Source organism: Sphingobium sp. PAMC28499 (assembly GCF_004795815.1).
In the GTDB taxonomy this organism is placed as follows: domain Bacteria; phylum Pseudomonadota; class Alphaproteobacteria; order Sphingomonadales; family Sphingomonadaceae; genus Sphingobium; species Sphingobium yanoikuyae.
The window spans coordinates 878,877-895,847 of sequence record NZ_CP039248.1 but is presented as its reverse complement, the minus strand read 5'-3'; the positions used below and the strand labels follow the sequence as shown (position 1 = coordinate 895,847).

Genomic DNA, 16,971 nt, shown 5'->3' with positions numbered 1-16,971 from the left:
CGCAATGAAGAGGTTTTTGACGATGGTTTCTGCTGCCTTGCTGACCGGCGCTGCTGCGCCCGCCCCCGACGCGCCTGCCGACGATCCATTCGTCTGGCTGGAGGACTGGACCGGGCCGCGCGCAATGCAGTGGGTGGAGGCGGAGAATAAGGCGACCGTCGCCACGCTGCAGGGCGATCCGCGCTATGCCGGCTATTACAGGGACGCGCTGGCGATCGCATCGGCCAAGGACCGGATCGCGATGCCGATGCTGATCCATGGCCGCATCTATAATTTCTGGCGCGATGCCGACCATCCGCAGGGCGTGTGGCGCTATACGTCCGAGACCGATTATGCGTCGGCGTCGCCGAGCTGGACGACCGTGCTGGACCTGGATGCGCTGTCCGGGGCCGAGGGCAAGAAATGGGTGTGGAAGGGCGCGACCATCCTCGCCCCCGAGGAGCGGATCGCGCTGCTGGCGCTGTCGGACGGCGGCGAGGATGCGGTGCGGCTGCGCGAGTTCGACCTGGTCGACGGCCGGTTCGTGCCGGGCGGGTTCGACATTGCCAATGCCAAGCAGGATGCGGCCTGGCTGGACAAGGACAGCCTGCTGCTGTCGCGCGACTGGGGTGCGGAAAGCCTGACCAAGTCGGGCTATCCCTTCATCATCAAGACGCTGAAGCGCGGGCAGAGGCTGGAAGACGCGCAGGAAGTGTTTCGTGGCGCGGCGAGCGACCAGCTCATGTCGATGCCGATCCTGCTGAGCGATGGGCAGGGCAACAGGGCCGCCTTCCTGTTTCGCGGCGTCACCTTCTTCGGCAACGAGACCTGGCTGCTGACGGCGCAGGGGACGAAGCGGCTGGCGCTGCCGGCCAAAAGCCAGCTGCAGGGCATGGTCGACGGGCAGGTGCTGATCCAGACCAGCGAGGAATGGGCCAGCGGCGGCGTGACCGTGCCGGCGGGCGCGCTGGCGAGCGTGGCGCTGAAAGCGTTGCAGGATGGCGGCGTGCTGACGCCCGAAATCCTGTTCGCGCCGACGCCGCGCCAGTCGATCGACGGGGTGGTGGCGACGCAGAATCGGGTCGTGCTGAGCCTCAATGACAATGTGCGCGGGCGGGTGCGGGTCTATGCGCGCGCGGCCAGCGGCTGGAGCGCGCAGCCGGTCGACCTGCCCGACAATGCGACGATCAGCACGGTCGCCGCGTCCGACAAGAGCGACAAGACCTATCTAGCGGTGGCAGGATTCCTGGCGCCGACGACATTATGGGCGATGGACGCGGCCGACCCCAAGCCGGTGCAGGTCAAGGCGATGCCGGCGCGGTTCGACGCGGCGGGGCTGGTGGTCGAGCAGTTTGAGGCCACATCGAGCGACGGGACGAAAATCCCCTATTTCATCGTTCACAAGAAGGGGATGACGCCCGACGGCAGCACGCCGGCGATCATGACCGCCTATGGCGGCTTCGAGGTGCCGATGACGCCCAGCTATGCCGCGATCACCGGCAAGCTGTGGCTGGAGCGGGGCAATAGTTTCGTGCTGGCCAATATCCGCGGCGGCGGCGAGTTCGGCCCGGCCTGGCATGAGGCGGGCCTCAAGACCAAGCGCCAGATCATCTATGATGATTTCGCGGCGGTGGCGCAGGATATCTTTGCGCGCAAACTGTCCAGCCCCAGGAAGTTCGGCATTTATGGCGGGTCCAATGGCGGGCTGTTGATGGGGGTCGAGTTCAACCAGCATCCCGAGCTGTGGAACGGGGTGGTGATCCAGGTGCCTTTGCTCGACATGATCCGATACGAGCAGATCGCCGCCGGCGCATCCTGGGTCGATGAATATGGCAGCGTGTCGGTGCCGGAGGAGAAGGCGTTTCTCGAGAAGATCTCGCCCTATGCCAATATCCGCAAGGGGGTGGCCTATCCCACGCCCTATATCTGGACCACGACCAAGGACGACCGGGTCGGGCCGCAGCATGCGCGCAAGTTCGCCGCGCGGCTGAAGGATTATGGCCTGCCCTATCTCTTCTACGAGGATACCGCCGGCGGTCATTCGGGCGACGCCGATATCGAACAGGGCGCGCGGCTGCAGGCGATGCAGATGGTCTATTTCAGCCAAAGGCTGGAGGGGAAATAGGGGTTCGGCCGCGTGGACAAATTCAGCGCGCGCCGAATGGCCGGGATGGGTGGATAACGGACTGTCAGCTCACCGATGCCACAGCTTTGATTAGGCTCATTCCGGCAATCAGTCCGTAGACTAGAGCGAGGCTCCAGAACATGCGGGGACGGGCCTGCCGGGTCGGATTGCCGACAGAATTGGGCATTTCTCCTGTCAAAAGGCCGACTGCGAGCAACCCTAACGCAGCTAACCCAATAATCAAAAATGCCAAATCCATGCTTGCTGATACCTCGGCAACGAGCGTCTGCAAATGGTCGTTTTCAGACTATCCTCCCCTGCAAGGGGAGGTGGCTGGCCGAAGGCCAGACGAAGGGGTATCCCCCTCTCGATAGCGTGACACCCCTCCACCACTTCGTGGTCCCCCTCCCCTTACAGGGGAGGAATTTACCGCCGCTCTTGGTCGCTTCCTGCCAATCACGACCTGCGTCATCCTGACGGAAGTCAGGATCAAGCATGCCCTGAGCCTGTCGAAGGGTCCGGGATAACGTCGGTTAAATGAGGGGATGGCCGGGACTTACGCGAACGGAAATTGCGAGAATCTTTGGCCAAGCGACAGTTTCGCATTGCATTGCAGCAAAGCGTGGTTTCTGATCGCATCATGCTCAAGGCCGCGCTGCACCACCTGACCGCCTATCGCTATAGCCGCCCGATCCGTCTGGGTCCGCAAGTGATAAGATTGCGGCCCGCGCCGCACAGTCGCACCAAGATCCCCAATTATGCGCTGAAGATCGAGCCGGCGAACCATTTCCTCAACTGGCAGCAGGACCCGCACGGCAACTGGCTGGCGCGGATCGTCTTTCCCGATCCGGTCGATCATTTCAGTATCGAGGTCGACCTGCTGGCCGATCTGGATATCATCAATCCGTTCGACTTCTTCGTCGAACCCTATGCGGAAAATTACCCCTTCAGCTATGACGAGCAGCTGGAGACCGATCTGGCGGCCTATTATGACGTCGAGGCGCAAGGGCAGCTGTTCGAGGCGCTGGTCGCGCAGCATGCATCGTTCGAGGGGCGGACGATCGACTTCCTGGTCGATGTAAACAGCAAGTTGCAGCAGCGCATCGGCTATGTCATCCGCATGGAATCCGGGGTGCAGTCACCCGAGGAGACGCTGGACATCGGCACCGGGTCGTGCCGCGATTCCGCCTGGCTGCTGGTGCAGCTGCTGCGACGCCTCGGCTTTGCCGCGCGTTTCGTGTCGGGCTATTCGATTCAGTTGGTCGCCGACGTCGAGCCAATCGAAGGGCCCAAGGGCGTTACCCAGGATGTGGTCGACCTGCATGCCTGGGCGGAGGCCTATGTGCCCGGCGCCGGCTGGATCGCGCTCGACGCGACCAGCGGCATGTTCGCGGGCGAGGGGCATATCCCGCTCTGCGCCACGCCCCATTATCGGTCTGCCGCGCCGATCAGCGGCATGGCCGAACCGGCTGAGGTCGATTTCAATTTCGCGATGAATGTCAGCCGCATTGCCGAGGCGGTGCGGATCACCAAGCCCTTTACCGAAGCGCGCTGGGCGTCGCTGATGGCGCTGGGCGAGCAGGTGGACGCGGACCTGATCGCGCAGGATGTGCGGCTGACCACCGGCGGCGAGCCGACCTTCGTCGCGGTCGACGACCCGCAGGCGGGCGAGTGGAATGGCGACGCGGTGGGGCCGACCAAGGCGGGCTATGCCGACCGGCTGATCCGGCGGCTGCGCGACCGTTTTGCGCCGGGCGCGCTGCTGCATCATGGCCAGGGCAAATGGTATCCGGGCGAAAGCCTGCCGCGCTGGGGCTATTCGATCTACTGGCGGGCGGATGGCGTGCCGATCTGGCGCGATGCCGGGCTGATCGCGGGCGAACCGGAGGCGGGCGATACGACCATTACCGCCGAGGATGCCGGCCGCTTCCTGACGGCCATGGCGGACGGGCTGGGGGTCGAGACGGATTTCGTCCAGCCGGTGTATGAGGATGCGCTGGCCTGGTCGGTGAAGGAGGCGGAACTGCCCGCCAATACCGAGCCGGGCGACCCCAAGTTCGACAATCCCGAGGAGCGCAGCCGGATGGTGCGCGCGTTCGAGGGCGGCCTTTCCAAGACGGTCGGCTATGTGCTGCCGATCCAGCGCTGGCAGACGCAGGCGAGTGCGCCGCGCTGGCAGAGCGAGGTGTGGAAGGTACGGCGCAAGGCGCTGTTCGCGGTGCCGGGGGATTCGGCGCTGGGCTATCGCCTGCCGCTGGGCACCCTGCCCTATGTGCCACCGTCCGATTTTCCCTATATCCACCCGCAGGACACGAGCGAACCGCGTGAACCGCTGGCCGATTATCGCGCCGAGGCGGCAGCCGAAACCAGCGCGCCGGCGGAACGGTTCGAGCGGTCCGAAGTCGCCGCCGCCGCGCATCAGGACCGGCAGGAACAGGTGTTCATCGAAGGGGCGGTGCGCACCGCCGTCACGGTGGAGCCGCGCGGCAATTTCCTGTCGGTCTTCATCCCGCCGGTGAAGACGCTGGACGATTATCTGGAGTTAATTGCCCAGGTCGAGAAGGTGGCCGAGGCGACCCGCATCCCGGTGCGGATCGAGGGCTATGCGCCGCCGTCCGACCCGCGCGTCAACGTGCTGAAGGTGACGCCCGACCCCGGCGTGGTCGAGGTGAATATCCAGCCAGCGACAAGCTGGGCGGAGACGGTGGCGATCACCCAGGGCGTCTATGAGGATGCCCGCGAGGTGAAGATGACCGCCGACAAGTTCATGGTCGATGGCCGGTCGGTCGGCACCGGTGGCGGCAATCATCTGGTCCTGGGCGGGGCGAGCGTCAACGACAGCCCGTTCATCCGCCGGCCGGACTTGCTCAAGAGCTTCGTCCTCTACTGGCAGCGGCACCCGTCGCTTTCCTATCTGTTTTCCGGCCTGTTCATCGGCCCGACCAGCCAGGCGCCGCGCATCGACGAGGCGCGGCACGACAGCCTCTATGAGCTGGAGATTGCGCTGGCGCAGGTGCCCAATCCGGTGCGCGACGGGGAGGACAAGCTGCCGCCGCCCTGGCTGGTGGACCGGCTGTTCCGCAACCTGCTGGTCGATGTGACCGGCAACACCCATCGCACCGAAATCTGCATCGACAAGCTGTTCTCGCCCGATGGCCCGACCGGGCGGCTGGGCCTCGTCGAATTTCGCGGGTTCGAGATGCCGCCAGACCCGCAGATGAGCCTGGCCCAGCAATTGCTGCTGCGCGCGCTGACCGCCTGGTTCTGGCGCGAGCCGCAGCAGGGCAATCTGGTGCGCTGGGGCACGGTGCTGCACGACCGTTTCTTCCTGGGCCATTTCGTCTGGGCCGATTTCCTGGAGGTGCTGAACGACCTGCGCCAGGCGGGCTATGATTTCGATCCCAACTGGTTCGAGGCGCAGCGCCAGTTCCGCTTCCCGGTGCATGGCAGCGTGGAGGCCGGCGGGGTCGGGCTGGAGATCAGCCATGCGCTGGAGCCGTGGAATGTGCTGGGCGAGACCGGCGCGATCGGCGGTACGGTGCGCTATGTCGACAGTTCGACCGAGAGGTTGCAGGTACGCGTGTCCGGCCTGGTCGCCGGGCGCCATATCGTCAGCTGCAACGGCCGGCGGGTGCCCATGACGCCGACCGGCGTGCCGGGCGAGGCGGTGGGCGGCGTGCGCTACAAGGCATGGGCGCCGGCCAATTGCCTGCACCCCAATCTGCCCGCCAATGCGCCGCTGACCTTCGATATCTTCGACAGCTGGAGCGGGCGGTCGCTGGGCGGCTGCGTCTATCATGTCGCCCATCCGGGCGGGCGCAATTATGACGATGTGCCGATCAACAGCTATGAGGCGGAGGCGCGGCGCAAGGCGCGGTTCCAGGATCATGGCCATACGCCCGGCCCGGTCGACATGCCGCCGGCCGAACCCCCGAGCGAATTTCCGATGACGCTGGACCTTCGGTTCAGGCATCCCGAATATTAGACGATGACCGACTCGCCTGTCCTGCCGGGTCTCGAAGCGTCCGGCTGGGCCGGCGACTATCTGGCGCGCGCGTCCGCCGGTGACTTGTTCGCCGGGGCGCCGGCAGAGATGGCGCCACGCTGGCGCGCGATGCTGGATCGATTGTCCGAACAGGGTCAGGGCGATCCCGCGACGCTGGCCGGCAATGTCGAGCGACAGGCGCAGGATCTGGGCCTGGCGTTCCGTCTGACCGGCGACGAGCAGGAGCGGCCTTGGCCGCTGAGCTCGATCCCGATGCTGATCGGCGCGGGCGAATGGACCCGGATCGAACAGGGGCTGATGCAGCGGGCCGAGTTGCTGGAGCGGGTGATCAGCGACATCTATAGCACCCAGAGCCTGGTGCGCGAGGGCAAGCTGCCCGCCGCGGTGGTGACCGGCAGCCCGCATTATTGGCGGGTGATGACCGGGGCGGCGCCACCGCGCGGCCATTATCTCCATTTCTATGCCGCCGATCTGGGGCGCGGACCGGATGGCGAATGGCGGGTGCTGGCCGACCGGGTACGTACGCCCGTGGGTGTCGGCTATGCGCTGGAGAACAGGCTGGCACTGTCGCGGGCGACCGGCGATCTGCTGGGCGCGATGAACACGCGGCGACTGGCGCCCTTCTTCGCCGACCTGCGCCGGGGCCTGGCGGTCGATTGCCAGCGCGCCGATCCGCGCATCGGGCTGCTGACGCCGGGCCGGTTCAACCAGAGCTATGCCGAGCAGGCACATCTGGCCCGTTATCTGGGCCTGATGCTGGTCGAGGGCGATGACCTGATCGTCAGCGACGGGCGCCTGTTCGTGCGCACGATCGAGGGGCTGAAGCGGATCGACGGGCTGTGGCGCTGGATGGACAGCCGCTTCCTCGACCCGCTGGCGTTCGACGGGGAATCGCGGATCGGCGTGCCCGACCTGTATGATGCCTGCGCGCGCGGCGGGCTGATGGTCAGCAACTGGCCGGGCGCGGGCGTGATCGAGGCGCGCGCCTTTGCCGCCTTCCTGCCGCAACTGGCCAAGGCCCTGCTGGGCACCGACCTGCTGCTGCCCAATATCGCCACCTGGTGGTGCGGGCAGGAGCGCGAGCGCTGCCATGTGACCGGCCATCTGGACGAATTGCTGGTCGCGTCGGCGTTCGATCGGGATGCGGCGGGGCTTGGCCCGGCGCGATCGGTGCAGGGGTCGACGCTGGACGCGGACCAGCGCGCGACCTTGCTGGAGGCGATAGCGCGGCGGCCGATGGACTATGTCGGGCAGGAGGTGGTGAAGCTGTCCACCACCCCGGCGATCGTCGGCGGGCGGCTGGCCCCCCTGCCCTTCACCCTGCGCGTGTTCGTGGCGCGCGACGGGCTGGGGCAGTGGCGGATCATGCCGGGCGCCTTTGCCCGGCTGGCCGCGCATGGCGATATCCGTGCCGCGCTGATGGGCGAAGGCGACATGTCGGCCGACATGTGCGTGATCGACAGCCAGCCGGTGCCGCCCGATACGCTGCTCGGCGATGGCGGCGCGCCGGCGATCCGGCGGATCGGCGGGCTGTTGCCGACCAAGGCTGCGGACAATCTCTATTGGCTGGGCCGCTATATCGAGCGGACCGAAATGACGTTGCGGGTGATCCGCGCGGTGGTGGGCGAATCGATCGAGGTCGATATGGGGCCGTCGTCGGATTCGCCGACCATGGCGCGGCTGGCGGGGCAGCTTGCTTTATGGGGGGCCACCAGCAACGCGGCGCAGCCGGTCGGCGCGCTGTGCGCGCAGGCACTGGGCGATGCGCGCCAGCCGGGCAGCGTGCGCGCGCTGATGGGCGTGGTCGCCAATATCGGCGAGGGGCTGCGCGATCGGCTGGCGACCGATTTCTGGCGGCTGGTGCGCCTGCCTTTGCCGGCGTTCGACGGGGCGGTGACCGAGACGCTGCTGGATGCGGCATCGCGCATGATCGAGCGGATCTCGGCGCTGTCGGGGCTGGCGGCGGAGAATATGGCGCGCACCGAGGGGTGGCGCTTCCACGACATGGGGCGGCGGATCGAGCGGGCGATCACCGGATGCCGGCTGACCTTGCTGCTGGGCAGCGACTGGGCGTCGGCCGACGACCTGACCGTCCTGCTCGACCTGCATGACAGCCAGATCAGCTATCGCAACCGCTATCTGACCGGCCCGTCGCTGCCGCCGGTGCGCGATCTGGTGGCGCTGGAGCCGCAGAATCCCCGATCGATCGCCTATCAGGCACTGTGCATTGCCGAACATGTCGCCGCTTTGCCCACGCTGCGCGGCGACGGCATGCCGGAGGAGCCGCAGCGGCTGGCCGGCGCGCTGGCGGCGACGCTGGCGCCGCTGACCGGCGACATGCTGACCATGGCGACGCTGACCGATATCGAGAGCCGGCTGCTCGCCTTGTCCGACGCGATCGGCCAGCGCTATTTCCTGCAGGTCCGCAAGACCGAAAAGGTCGAGGGCGCAGAGCTGCTGTCATGATCTACCATGTCCGGCACAGAAGCATATTGCGCTATGGCGCGCCGGTGCGGGTCGCCCGCTTCAATGTGCGGTTGCGGCCGATGGCCTGGGCCGGGCAATGGACTGCCGACTATGCGCTGAGCGTCGATCCCGCGCCGCTGTCGATCGAGGCGCGGCCGGGCGCCTGGCCGGTGCATGTCGAGCGGCTGGTGATCGACCAGCCATTGCGGCAATTGACGATCGAGAGCCGGTTCCGCGCTGGGGTAGCGGGCGGCGCGCCGATCCTGCCGCAGGCGGACGACCCCAGCATCGCCATGGTGGCGCGCGCGGCGCTGGCCGATCGCGACATCAGCGCTTCTGCCCCCGCGCAATTCCTCTATGCCTCGCCCCGCGCGCCGATGCTGGACGCGATCGGCAACTGGGCGGGCGCGATGCTGGCGCCCGACCGGCCGATCGTCGCGGCTGCACTGGAGCTTGCGCAGCGGATCAAGGCGGACTTCGCCTATGACCCCAGCGCCACCGATGCCGGCACGCCGGTGGCCGACGCCTTTGCCGCGCGCCATGGCGTGTGTCAGGATTTCGCCCATGTGATGGTGGTGGCGCTGCGCCTCGCTGGCCTGCCCGCCGCCTATGTCAGCGGATACCTCCGCACCTATCCACCGCCGGGCATGCCCCGGCTGGTCGGCGCCGACGCCATGCATGCCTGGGTGATGCTGTGGTGCGGGCCAACGCGTGGGTGGATCGGCTTCGACCCTACCAATGGCGTCATCACTGGCGAGGATCATCTGTTCATCGCCATGGGCCGCGACTATGCCGATGTCGCGCCGATGGACGGGCTGTTCGTCGGCGGATCGGGCCAGAGCATCAGCGTCGCCGTTGATGTCGTGCCCGAGGACGAGACCGCAAAAGAGGAAGTCGCATGATCGCCGCCATCATCCTGGTCCTGGCCGGCCTTTACTGCCTGGCGCGCGGCGTCATGGACCTGCGCGCGAACCGCTGGGTCTGGGGCGTGCTGGGGATCGTCGCGGGGATCGCGATCATGGCCGCGCCGATCCCGACGCAGGTGCAGGTGGAACTGCCCGCGGCGCAGGGCCGGTAGGACACAGCTCAAATCCATCCTCCCCTGCAAGGGGAGGTGGCAGCGCGCAGCGCTGACGGAGGGGTATCCTCCTATCGAGAGCGTGACACCCCTCCACCATTTGCGCTGCAAATGGTCCCCCTCCCCTTGCAGGGGAGGATCTGCGAGTGTCGGGTTACCCCACCCGCTCGAACAGCAGCTTCATGCCGGTCCTTGGACGGATGGTGAGGCGGCTGATGGGTTCGGGTTTGAAGCCGGCGGGCATGGTGAGGCGGTAGCGGCGGATGACCGAGGCGATCACGGTCATCACTTCCTGCTGGGCGAAGCCGGCGCCGACGCAGACGCGGGGGCCGCGGCCGAAGGGGAACCAGGCCTGTTTCACCATGTCGGCATTGGCGGGATCATCGAACCGGTCGGGGTCGAAGGCGTGCGGACAGGCCCAATTATCCTTGTTGCGCTGGGTCAGCCAGGGCGCGACGACCAGCATCGATCCTTCTTCCAACTGCTTGTCGCGCATCTCCATCGGGCAGGTGACTTCGCGCGGGAAGAAGGCGACCGGCGGATAGAGGCGCAGCGTTTCGCGGAAGATGTTGCGGACATGGCCCATATCCTTGAGCATCGGCGCGGTCAGCACTGCGTCCCCAGCGATGCCGGCCACTTCGGCGCGGACCCGATCCTGGATATGGGCGCATTCGGCGAGCATGTAGAGCGCCCAGGTCATGGTGCTGGCCGAGGTTTCATGTCCGGCAAGGAAGATGGTCGAGACCTGTTCCATCACCTGTTCGCAGGTGAAATGGGCGCCGGTCTGCGCGTCCTGCACCTCGATCAGCGACTGGAGAATGTCGCGATGGGGCGCCTCGCCCCGGTCATGATAGCCTTCGTAGCGGGCCTCGACGATCGGGCGGAACACGTCATGGATGGCGCGGGCCGGCCCTTTCGCGCGCTTTTCGAACCAGCCGGCGGGAATGCCGTAGAGGCGCAGCATCGAGGCCGAATGGGCGAGCCGCTGGAACCGGCCGAAGGCGGTGTGGATGATGTTGGAGCGTTCCTCGTCCAGCGTCTGCGAGAAGAGGGTGCGGAAGATGATGTCAGCCGCGACATGGGTCATCATCGGGTCGATATCCACCGGTTTTGACCGATCGGCGGCGTCGAGCCGGGCAAGCAGATCGTCGGCGGCTGCGACCATCAGCGGCATGGAGCGATTGAGCGCGGTATGGGCGAAGGCGGGATTGACCATCGCCCGCTGGCTTTCCCAATCCTCACCATTGGCGGAGAAGACCGAATTGCCGATCAGCGGATCGAGATTGCGGACCAGTTCGCTATGCTTGGGGAAGGCGGTGCCGCCCTTGAGGATCTTGTCCACCAGCGGCAGTTCGTTGGCAATATACATGGTCTGACCCGGCATGCGGATCTCGCCCATCTTCATCGTATAGCTCTTGTCGAACAGCACATGGATCCAGCTGTGCCAGCCGCGCAGGAAGCGTTTGATGAGGCCGCGTTTCGACTTGGGCGGCTCAGGATAAGGGGGCGTGAAGGGCGCGCTCACGGGATGGTCCGGAAGGCGGCGACCGCTTCGTCCACGGTGCGGCGGCCGGCGGTCAGGCTCACGAAATCCAGCGGCGACAGGCGGTCGCCGACCCTGAGATAATCGAAATGCGCCTCATATTTGTTGGACCAGCCCCCGTGATAATTTTCGGCCAAGTAGAAGAGATGGAAACGCGGCGATAGCATGTCCACCCGCGCGGCAAATTGATCGGCGACAAGGCGCAGCGGATTGACGTTGTAATAGGCCGCGCCGTCGGGCGGCGAGCTGATGTCGACATAGCGGAAAGGCTGGTCGGCGAGCGCCTTGAGGTCGGCATGATACCAGCCGGCGTCGCGGCGCAGCCCGATCACCGGCACTACCTGTCCCATGCCGACCATGACGAAATGCTCAGGCAGCGCGCCACCGCGCAGCGCGAGGATACGGCGCAGCAGGCTCATGCCCAGGATCGTGCCGGCGCTGTGGGTGACGAGCTGGATCTCGTCCCAGTCGCCGTCCAGCTCCGCCGCGATGCGGGCGGCAAACTGGTCGAGCCGGGCATTGAGTTCGTCCCCCGGCCCGTCGGCGGCGAGCGCGCCATGATAGGTCATGAAGCGCAGCAGCCAGGGCACGACCAGCTTGTTAAGGATGCGGCCGGAGAAGAAGGCGCTGATGCCGATGCCGACCAGCGCGGCCGCCCAGAAGGGCAGCAGCAGCGACAGCAGCAGCGCCGGGACCAGCGCCAGCAGCAGCGGGATCAGCACGGCCAGGATCGGCGGATAGAGGATGGTGATGACCGGGCCGCGGCGCAATTTGCGCATCCGCCCGAACTGCATCAGCCGGGCATGGCCGGCATAGGCACGGGCAGCGCGCCAGGCGAGGGTAAAGGGATGGCGGATCCAGACCTTGCCGATCAAGTCTTCCCAGCGGAGATATTCATAGTCGGTCTCGACCCCGGCGCTGGCGTTGGTGACGGTCCAGATCGCGCTGTTGGCGGGGCCGGCGCGGCGCGCGCTGACCTCCACCGCTTCGCCGGTCAGTGCCGAGTAGCGGGCCGCCTGATCGCGATAGAGCTGGTGATAGAAACGGACGCCGCGCGGATCAAAACCACCCAGGTAGAAGACTTTACGCTTGAATTTCTGCACTGCCCCGGTCCTAATCGGGACATGACCACGCCCGAACGCGACTACTGCTATTTCATAGACCATCGCAAATACAACCGGAATGTCGGCTGTAGGAAGCATGACAATATGTACGGCATCAATGGCGGCGGCAGTGAGCGCGACCGCTGGCGCGCCGACATGACATTCTATCGCCATATGAAGGCCAATGGCGATCCGATGGCGCTGCCCTCGCTGCTCGCCTGCCTGACCTTTGGCTGGTTCTGCTGGAATTATCATCCCGGCAAGGGGCTGTGGCGCGGACAATTGTTGCGCCGCTTCGCAAAGGCGCCCAAGTGAGCGGCATGAGCGATCCCAAGCATGTGAAGGTCGGCCCGGTCACCTTCGGCAACGACCTGCCCTTCGTCCTGATTTCCGGCCCCTGCCAGATCGAAAGCCGCGACCATGCGCTGTTCATGGCCGATGCGCTGGCGAAGGCGGCGGCGGATGCGGGCGTGCCCTTCATCTTCAAGAGCAGCTTCGACAAGGCGAACCGCACGTCGGTATCAGGCAAGCGCGGCGTCGGCATCGACGCCGGGCTGGCGATCCTGGCCGAGGTGAAGGCGGTGCTGGGTTGCCCGGTGCTGACCGACATTCATGGCCCCGAACAGGTGGAGGCGGCGGCGCAGGCGGTGGACATCCTGCAGATCCCGGCCTTTCTCTGTCGCCAGACCGACCTGCTGATCGCGGCCGGCAAGACCGGCGCGGTGATCAATGTGAAGAAGGGGCAGTTCCTGGCCCCGTGGGACATGGCGGCGGTGGCACAGAAGGTCGCGTCGACCGGCAATGAGCGCATATTGCTGACCGAGCGCGGCGCGAGCTTCGGCTATAATACGCTGGTGAGCGACATGCGCGCGCTGCCGGTGATGGCGGAAACCGGCTATCCGGTGGTCTTCGATGCCACCCATTCGGTGCAGCAGCCCGGTGGACTGGGATCGGCCTCCGGTGGCCAGCGCGACTATGCGCCGCTGCTGGCGCGCAGCGCAGTGGCCGCGGGCGTGGCGGCGATCTTCGCCGAGGCGCATGAAGACCCCGACAATGCCCCGTCGGACGGGCCGGTGATGCTGAAGCTCGACTGGGTCGGGCCAATGCTGAAGCAGTTGAAGGCGATCGATACGGTGGTGAAGGGGTAAGTCTCCCCCTTCACCCCGAGAAGCGCCTTAGGGTCGGGCCTGGCCGCGACCGCGCACGATCCATTTATAGGTGGTGAGCCCTTCGAGCGCGACCGGGCCGCGGGCGTGGAGGCGGCCGGTCGAGATGCCGATTTCCGCGCCCAGGCCGAACTCGCCGCCATCGGCGAACTGGGTCGAGGCGTTCCACATCACGATCGCGCTGTCGACGGCATTGAGAAAGCGTTCGGCCACCGCCGCATCCTCGGTGATGATCGCGTCGGTATGATGGCTGGCATGGGCGGCGATATGGGCGATCGCCTCTTCCACGCCATCGACCAGCCGGATCGAGACGATGGCGTCGAGATATTCGGTATCCCAATCCTCGTCCGATGCGGCGACCACGCGATCGTCCATCGCCTGCACCGCATCATCGCCGCGCACTTCGCACTTGGCGTCGAGCAGCGCCTTCACCAGCGCGGGGGCATGACTATAGGCGCGGTCGATCAGCACCGTTTCGGTCGAGCCGCAGACGCCGGTGCGGCGCAGCTTGGCATTCATGACCAGGCTTTCCGCCATGGCCGGATCGGCCGCACCATCGACATAGCTGTGGTTGATGCCGTCGAGATGGGCGAGCACGGGCACCCGCGCCTCTTCCTGCACGCGCGCGACCAGGCTCTTGCCGCCACGCGGCACGATGAGGTCGACGAAATCCGATGCGCGCAGCAGCGCGCCGACCACGGCGCGATCGGTGGTGGGGACGAGTTGCACAGCATCGGCGGGCAGGCCGGCGGCGGCGATTCCCTCTGCCATGGCGGCGTGGATCGCGCGGTTGCTTTCCTTCGCCTCGCTGCCACCGCGCAGGATCACGGCATTGCCGGCGCGCAGGCAGAGGGCGGCGGCGTCCGCGGTGACGTTGGGGCGGCTTTCATAGATGATGCCGATGACGCCCAGCGGCACGCGCACGCGGCTGAGTTCCAGCCCATTGGGGCGCACGCTGCTGTCGATCACGCTGCCGAGCGGATTGTCGAGGGTCGCCACCTGATCGACGCCGGCGGCCATGGCGGCAATCCGATCCTCGTCCAGCCGCAGCCGGTCGAGCATCGCGGCGGACAGGCCATTGTCGATGCCATTGTCCATGTCGCGCGCATTGGCGGCGAGGATGGCGGGCGCCTGGTCGCGCAGCGCCTGGGCGGCGCGGCGCAGCGCATCGACCTTCTGCGCGTCCCCGGCTGGCGCGAGCAGGGCGGCGGCGCGGCGCGCACGCGCGCCCATCTGCGCGATCAGCATTTCGGGGGTCTGCGTCAGGTCGTTCATCGGTAATCTCGCGCTAACGCGCGCTGCGTCAAATCCAACGCAGGTCGCGCGATCCATCTTTTGGTTGGCGCATCGTTTGAAGCGAAAAACCCGAGCCGGAGGCACTCGACTCCAGCTCGCCCACTTTTTCGCACGATGCTTCAAATCCGGCAGTGGCTTAGCACGAAAATGTCGCGGGACGGAACCCTGACGAAGTGTGGGGAGACAGGAAGAGATGCCGGCGGCCGACCCATGGGTCGCATATGGATCGGCCGTCGGCAGGCAAGATGCTCCTGCCCCGTCGAATCACCTAGCTCTTCAACGGCGCGGATGCATACCCCGATAGGGGTAAATTGCGAAATTTATGCAATAAAAGGATAAGCTCAGCTGCTCATCATCCCGACGATGCGCACCAGCTGCGATTCCCGGTTGCAACCCGTCTTGTCATAGATGGAGCGCAACTGGGCCTTGAGCGTCTCGGCCGAAACGCCGCGGCGCTGGGCAATATCCGCACGACTCATCCCCGCGGCCAGATGGATGGCGATGTCCGCTTCGGCCGGGGTCAGGCGGAAAGTGCGCATGAGCAGGCGGACATGGCGTTCGGTCGGCGCGCCGACGCGCGCAACGATCATCGCATGCGGCGCAAAGGGCAGTGCCCAGGGGCGGGAGGGTAAGGGGAAAAATTCGAGCATGATGCCAACGCCGCCATCGGCATCGGCAAGCGCCACCGGATCGGCTTCGCGCGCCGGCACATCCACCACCGCGCGTATGGATCGCAAAATTGCGCGCGTCTCGTCGCCCCGGTCGCTCTGCAGCCAGCCGTCCCCGACCCGCAGCCGGCTGGTCGACAGCAAGGCATCGGCACGCGGCGTCATGCCCCCTACCCGCCCGGTCGCGTCGAGCAGCCAGCAGGCGCGGTCCATGGTCTCGAACGTGCCGGCCAGCAGGCCGAAGCCCTGTTGCTCGATCGCCCGCTGCAGCCGGACGGCATGGCGGGCATGACCGGCCAGCTTGGCGAACAGGTCGCGCTGTTCCACACTGGTGCGGCCATCAGCCTCGCTGCGCAGCAGGGCGAAGCCGATCATCACATTGTCGTCGGCGACCAGACGCGTCTGGCATCCGTGGAAAATGTCATAGTCGCTGCACAGGTCGAGATAGTCATCCGCGCGCAGTGCCTGGCGCGCGACATCATAATGGGCTTCATGCACGATCGCCGGGCGCGCCGGCAGTCGGTCGGCCGCGACCCGGAAATTGAGGTCCGGGGCAGCGCCGTCTATCATCGATGACTTTTCGATAATATCCGGCGCCACGTCGCTGATCCAGTTGAAGGCCGCTGCCCCCGGACCGAAACCGATCAATTGGCCATGGCACGACCCGGTTGCCTGGGCCATGGCGCGCAGCGCCGCATCCCACAGGTGCGGCTCCAGCGCAGCCGACAAGAAGAGGTCGGCCCACGGATCGCTGCCATCGGCGTATGACGCCATATAACCCCCATTTTCCCCAAGCAATTGGTTGCCCAAGTCGAAGAGGGAGTCAAATGGACGAAGGTTCGGATTACGTAATTTCTGCCAGATATTGATGCAGATCAGGAAAGATCAGGCCGCCTGGGCCAGCGCCTCGTCCTTGGCCGCGCGAAACAGGCGACAGGGCGGGATGTTGCGCCATTCCAGTTCGTCGCTGACCTGGCCGAACAGCGGGTCGATCAGGCGGCGGACATAGCGCGAATATTGGTAGATGATGAAGCTGCCACCCGGCCGCAGCACGGCGCGCGTCTCTTCGCAGATGGTTTCGCCCACGCCCGCCGGCAGGGTGGAAAAGGGCAGGCCCGAAAGGACGTAATCCGCCTTCTGATAGCCCGCTTCCTTGACGAAGCGGCGCACGTCGGCGGCCGAGCCATGGACGACGCGCAGGCGCGGATCGTCGATCGCATCCTCCAGATAGGCGACGAAATCGAGATTGAGGTCGATCGCCAGCAGGATCGCGTCGGGGTGCATGCGATCGAGAATGGCCTGGGTGAAGGTGCCGACACCCGGCCCATATTCGACGAACAGGCGGGTCCGTGCCCAGTCGACGCCGTCCAGCGAGCGCGCGACCAGTTGCGACGAGGAGGGGATGACCGAACCGATCATGCCGGGATGCTTCATGAACTGGCGGAAGAACATGGCCCACTGGCTGCGGAAGGAGCGGCTGCCACCGCGCGTCGAAATCCTGGTCTTCTTGTCTTTGAACGGTAGGGAGGCCATCAAAATCC

12 protein-coding genes are annotated in these 16,971 nt (G+C 66.1%); 7 read left to right on the top strand and 5 right to left on the bottom strand.

Annotated features, from left to right (window positions below):
- The first annotated feature begins 4 nt into the window (after positions 1 to 4).
- The 5 genes from E5554_RS04275 to E5554_RS04250 all read left to right on the top strand — a co-directional run bounded on the left by E5554_RS04275 (position 5) and on the right by E5554_RS04250 (position 9,654).
- Positions 5 to 2,104: a prolyl oligopeptidase family serine peptidase gene (locus tag E5554_RS04275; RefSeq protein ID WP_136186043.1), complete on the top strand. Its 2,100-nt coding sequence runs from the start codon at positions 5 to 7 to the stop codon at positions 2,102 to 2,104.
- A 640-nt stretch (positions 2,105 to 2,744) separates the two neighbouring features.
- Positions 2,745 to 6,089: a transglutaminase family protein gene (locus E5554_RS04265; RefSeq protein ID WP_136188248.1), complete on the top strand. Its 3,345-nt coding sequence runs from the start codon at positions 2,745 to 2,747 to the stop codon at positions 6,087 to 6,089.
- Between the two features lie 3 nt (positions 6,090 to 6,092).
- On the top strand, positions 6,093 to 8,576 hold the full coding sequence (locus E5554_RS04260; RefSeq protein WP_136186041.1) for a circularly permuted type 2 ATP-grasp protein: 2,484 nt from the start codon (positions 6,093 to 6,095) through the stop codon (positions 8,574 to 8,576).
- A complete protein-coding gene (locus tag E5554_RS04255) occupies positions 8,573 to 9,478 on the top strand; it encodes a transglutaminase family protein (RefSeq protein ID WP_136186040.1) in 906 nt (301 codons plus the stop codon). The genes E5554_RS04260 and E5554_RS04255 overlap by 4 nt, the downstream gene beginning before the upstream one ends.
- On the top strand, positions 9,475 to 9,654 hold the full coding sequence (locus tag E5554_RS04250) for a hypothetical protein (protein ID WP_136186039.1): 180 nt from the start codon (positions 9,475 to 9,477) through the stop codon (positions 9,652 to 9,654). The genes E5554_RS04255 and E5554_RS04250 overlap by 4 nt, the downstream gene beginning before the upstream one ends.
- Positions 9,655 to 9,808: 154 nt before the next feature.
- On the opposite strand, the gene E5554_RS04245 is transcribed toward E5554_RS04250, so the two are convergent.
- Positions 9,809 to 11,179, bottom strand: a complete 1,371-nt coding sequence (locus tag E5554_RS04245; RefSeq protein WP_136186038.1) for a cytochrome P450 — start codon at positions 11,177 to 11,179, stop codon at positions 9,809 to 9,811.
- The gene (locus E5554_RS04240; protein ID WP_136186037.1) at positions 11,176 to 12,300 is read right to left on the bottom strand and encodes a hypothetical protein; all 1,125 of its coding nucleotides are present in this window, start codon (positions 12,298 to 12,300) and stop codon (positions 11,176 to 11,178) included. The genes E5554_RS04245 and E5554_RS04240 overlap by 4 nt, the downstream gene beginning before the upstream one ends.
- Before the next feature lie 21 nt (positions 12,301 to 12,321).
- Between E5554_RS04240 and E5554_RS04235 the strand changes: the two genes are divergently transcribed.
- Positions 12,322 to 12,615, top strand: a complete 294-nt coding sequence (locus E5554_RS04235) for a hypothetical protein (RefSeq protein WP_004209421.1) — start codon at positions 12,322 to 12,324, stop codon at positions 12,613 to 12,615.
- A gap of 5 nt (positions 12,616 to 12,620) precedes the next feature.
- Positions 12,621 to 13,448, top strand: coding sequence for a 3-deoxy-8-phosphooctulonate synthase (gene kdsA / locus E5554_RS04230; protein ID WP_136186036.1), 828 nt, complete (start codon positions 12,621 to 12,623; stop codon positions 13,446 to 13,448).
- Positions 13,449 to 13,475: 27 nt separating this feature from the next.
- Here kdsA and E5554_RS04225 read toward each other — a convergent pair whose 3' ends face one another.
- The 3 genes from E5554_RS04225 to E5554_RS04215 all read right to left on the bottom strand — a co-directional run bounded on the left by E5554_RS04225 (position 13,476) and on the right by E5554_RS04215 (position 16,963).
- A complete protein-coding gene (locus tag E5554_RS04225) occupies positions 13,476 to 14,741 on the bottom strand; it encodes a glutamate-5-semialdehyde dehydrogenase (RefSeq protein WP_136186035.1) in 1,266 nt (421 codons plus the stop codon).
- Positions 14,742 to 15,103: 362 nt separating this feature from the next.
- Complete coding sequence (locus E5554_RS04220; RefSeq protein WP_017502729.1) at positions 15,104 to 16,204, bottom strand: helix-turn-helix transcriptional regulator; 1,101 nt, start codon at positions 16,202 to 16,204, stop codon at positions 15,104 to 15,106.
- 111 nt (positions 16,205 to 16,315) lie between these two features.
- Positions 16,316 to 16,963, bottom strand: a complete 648-nt coding sequence (locus E5554_RS04215) for a methyltransferase domain-containing protein (protein WP_010335491.1) — start codon at positions 16,961 to 16,963, stop codon at positions 16,316 to 16,318.
- Between the last annotated feature and the right edge of the window lie 8 nt (positions 16,964 to 16,971).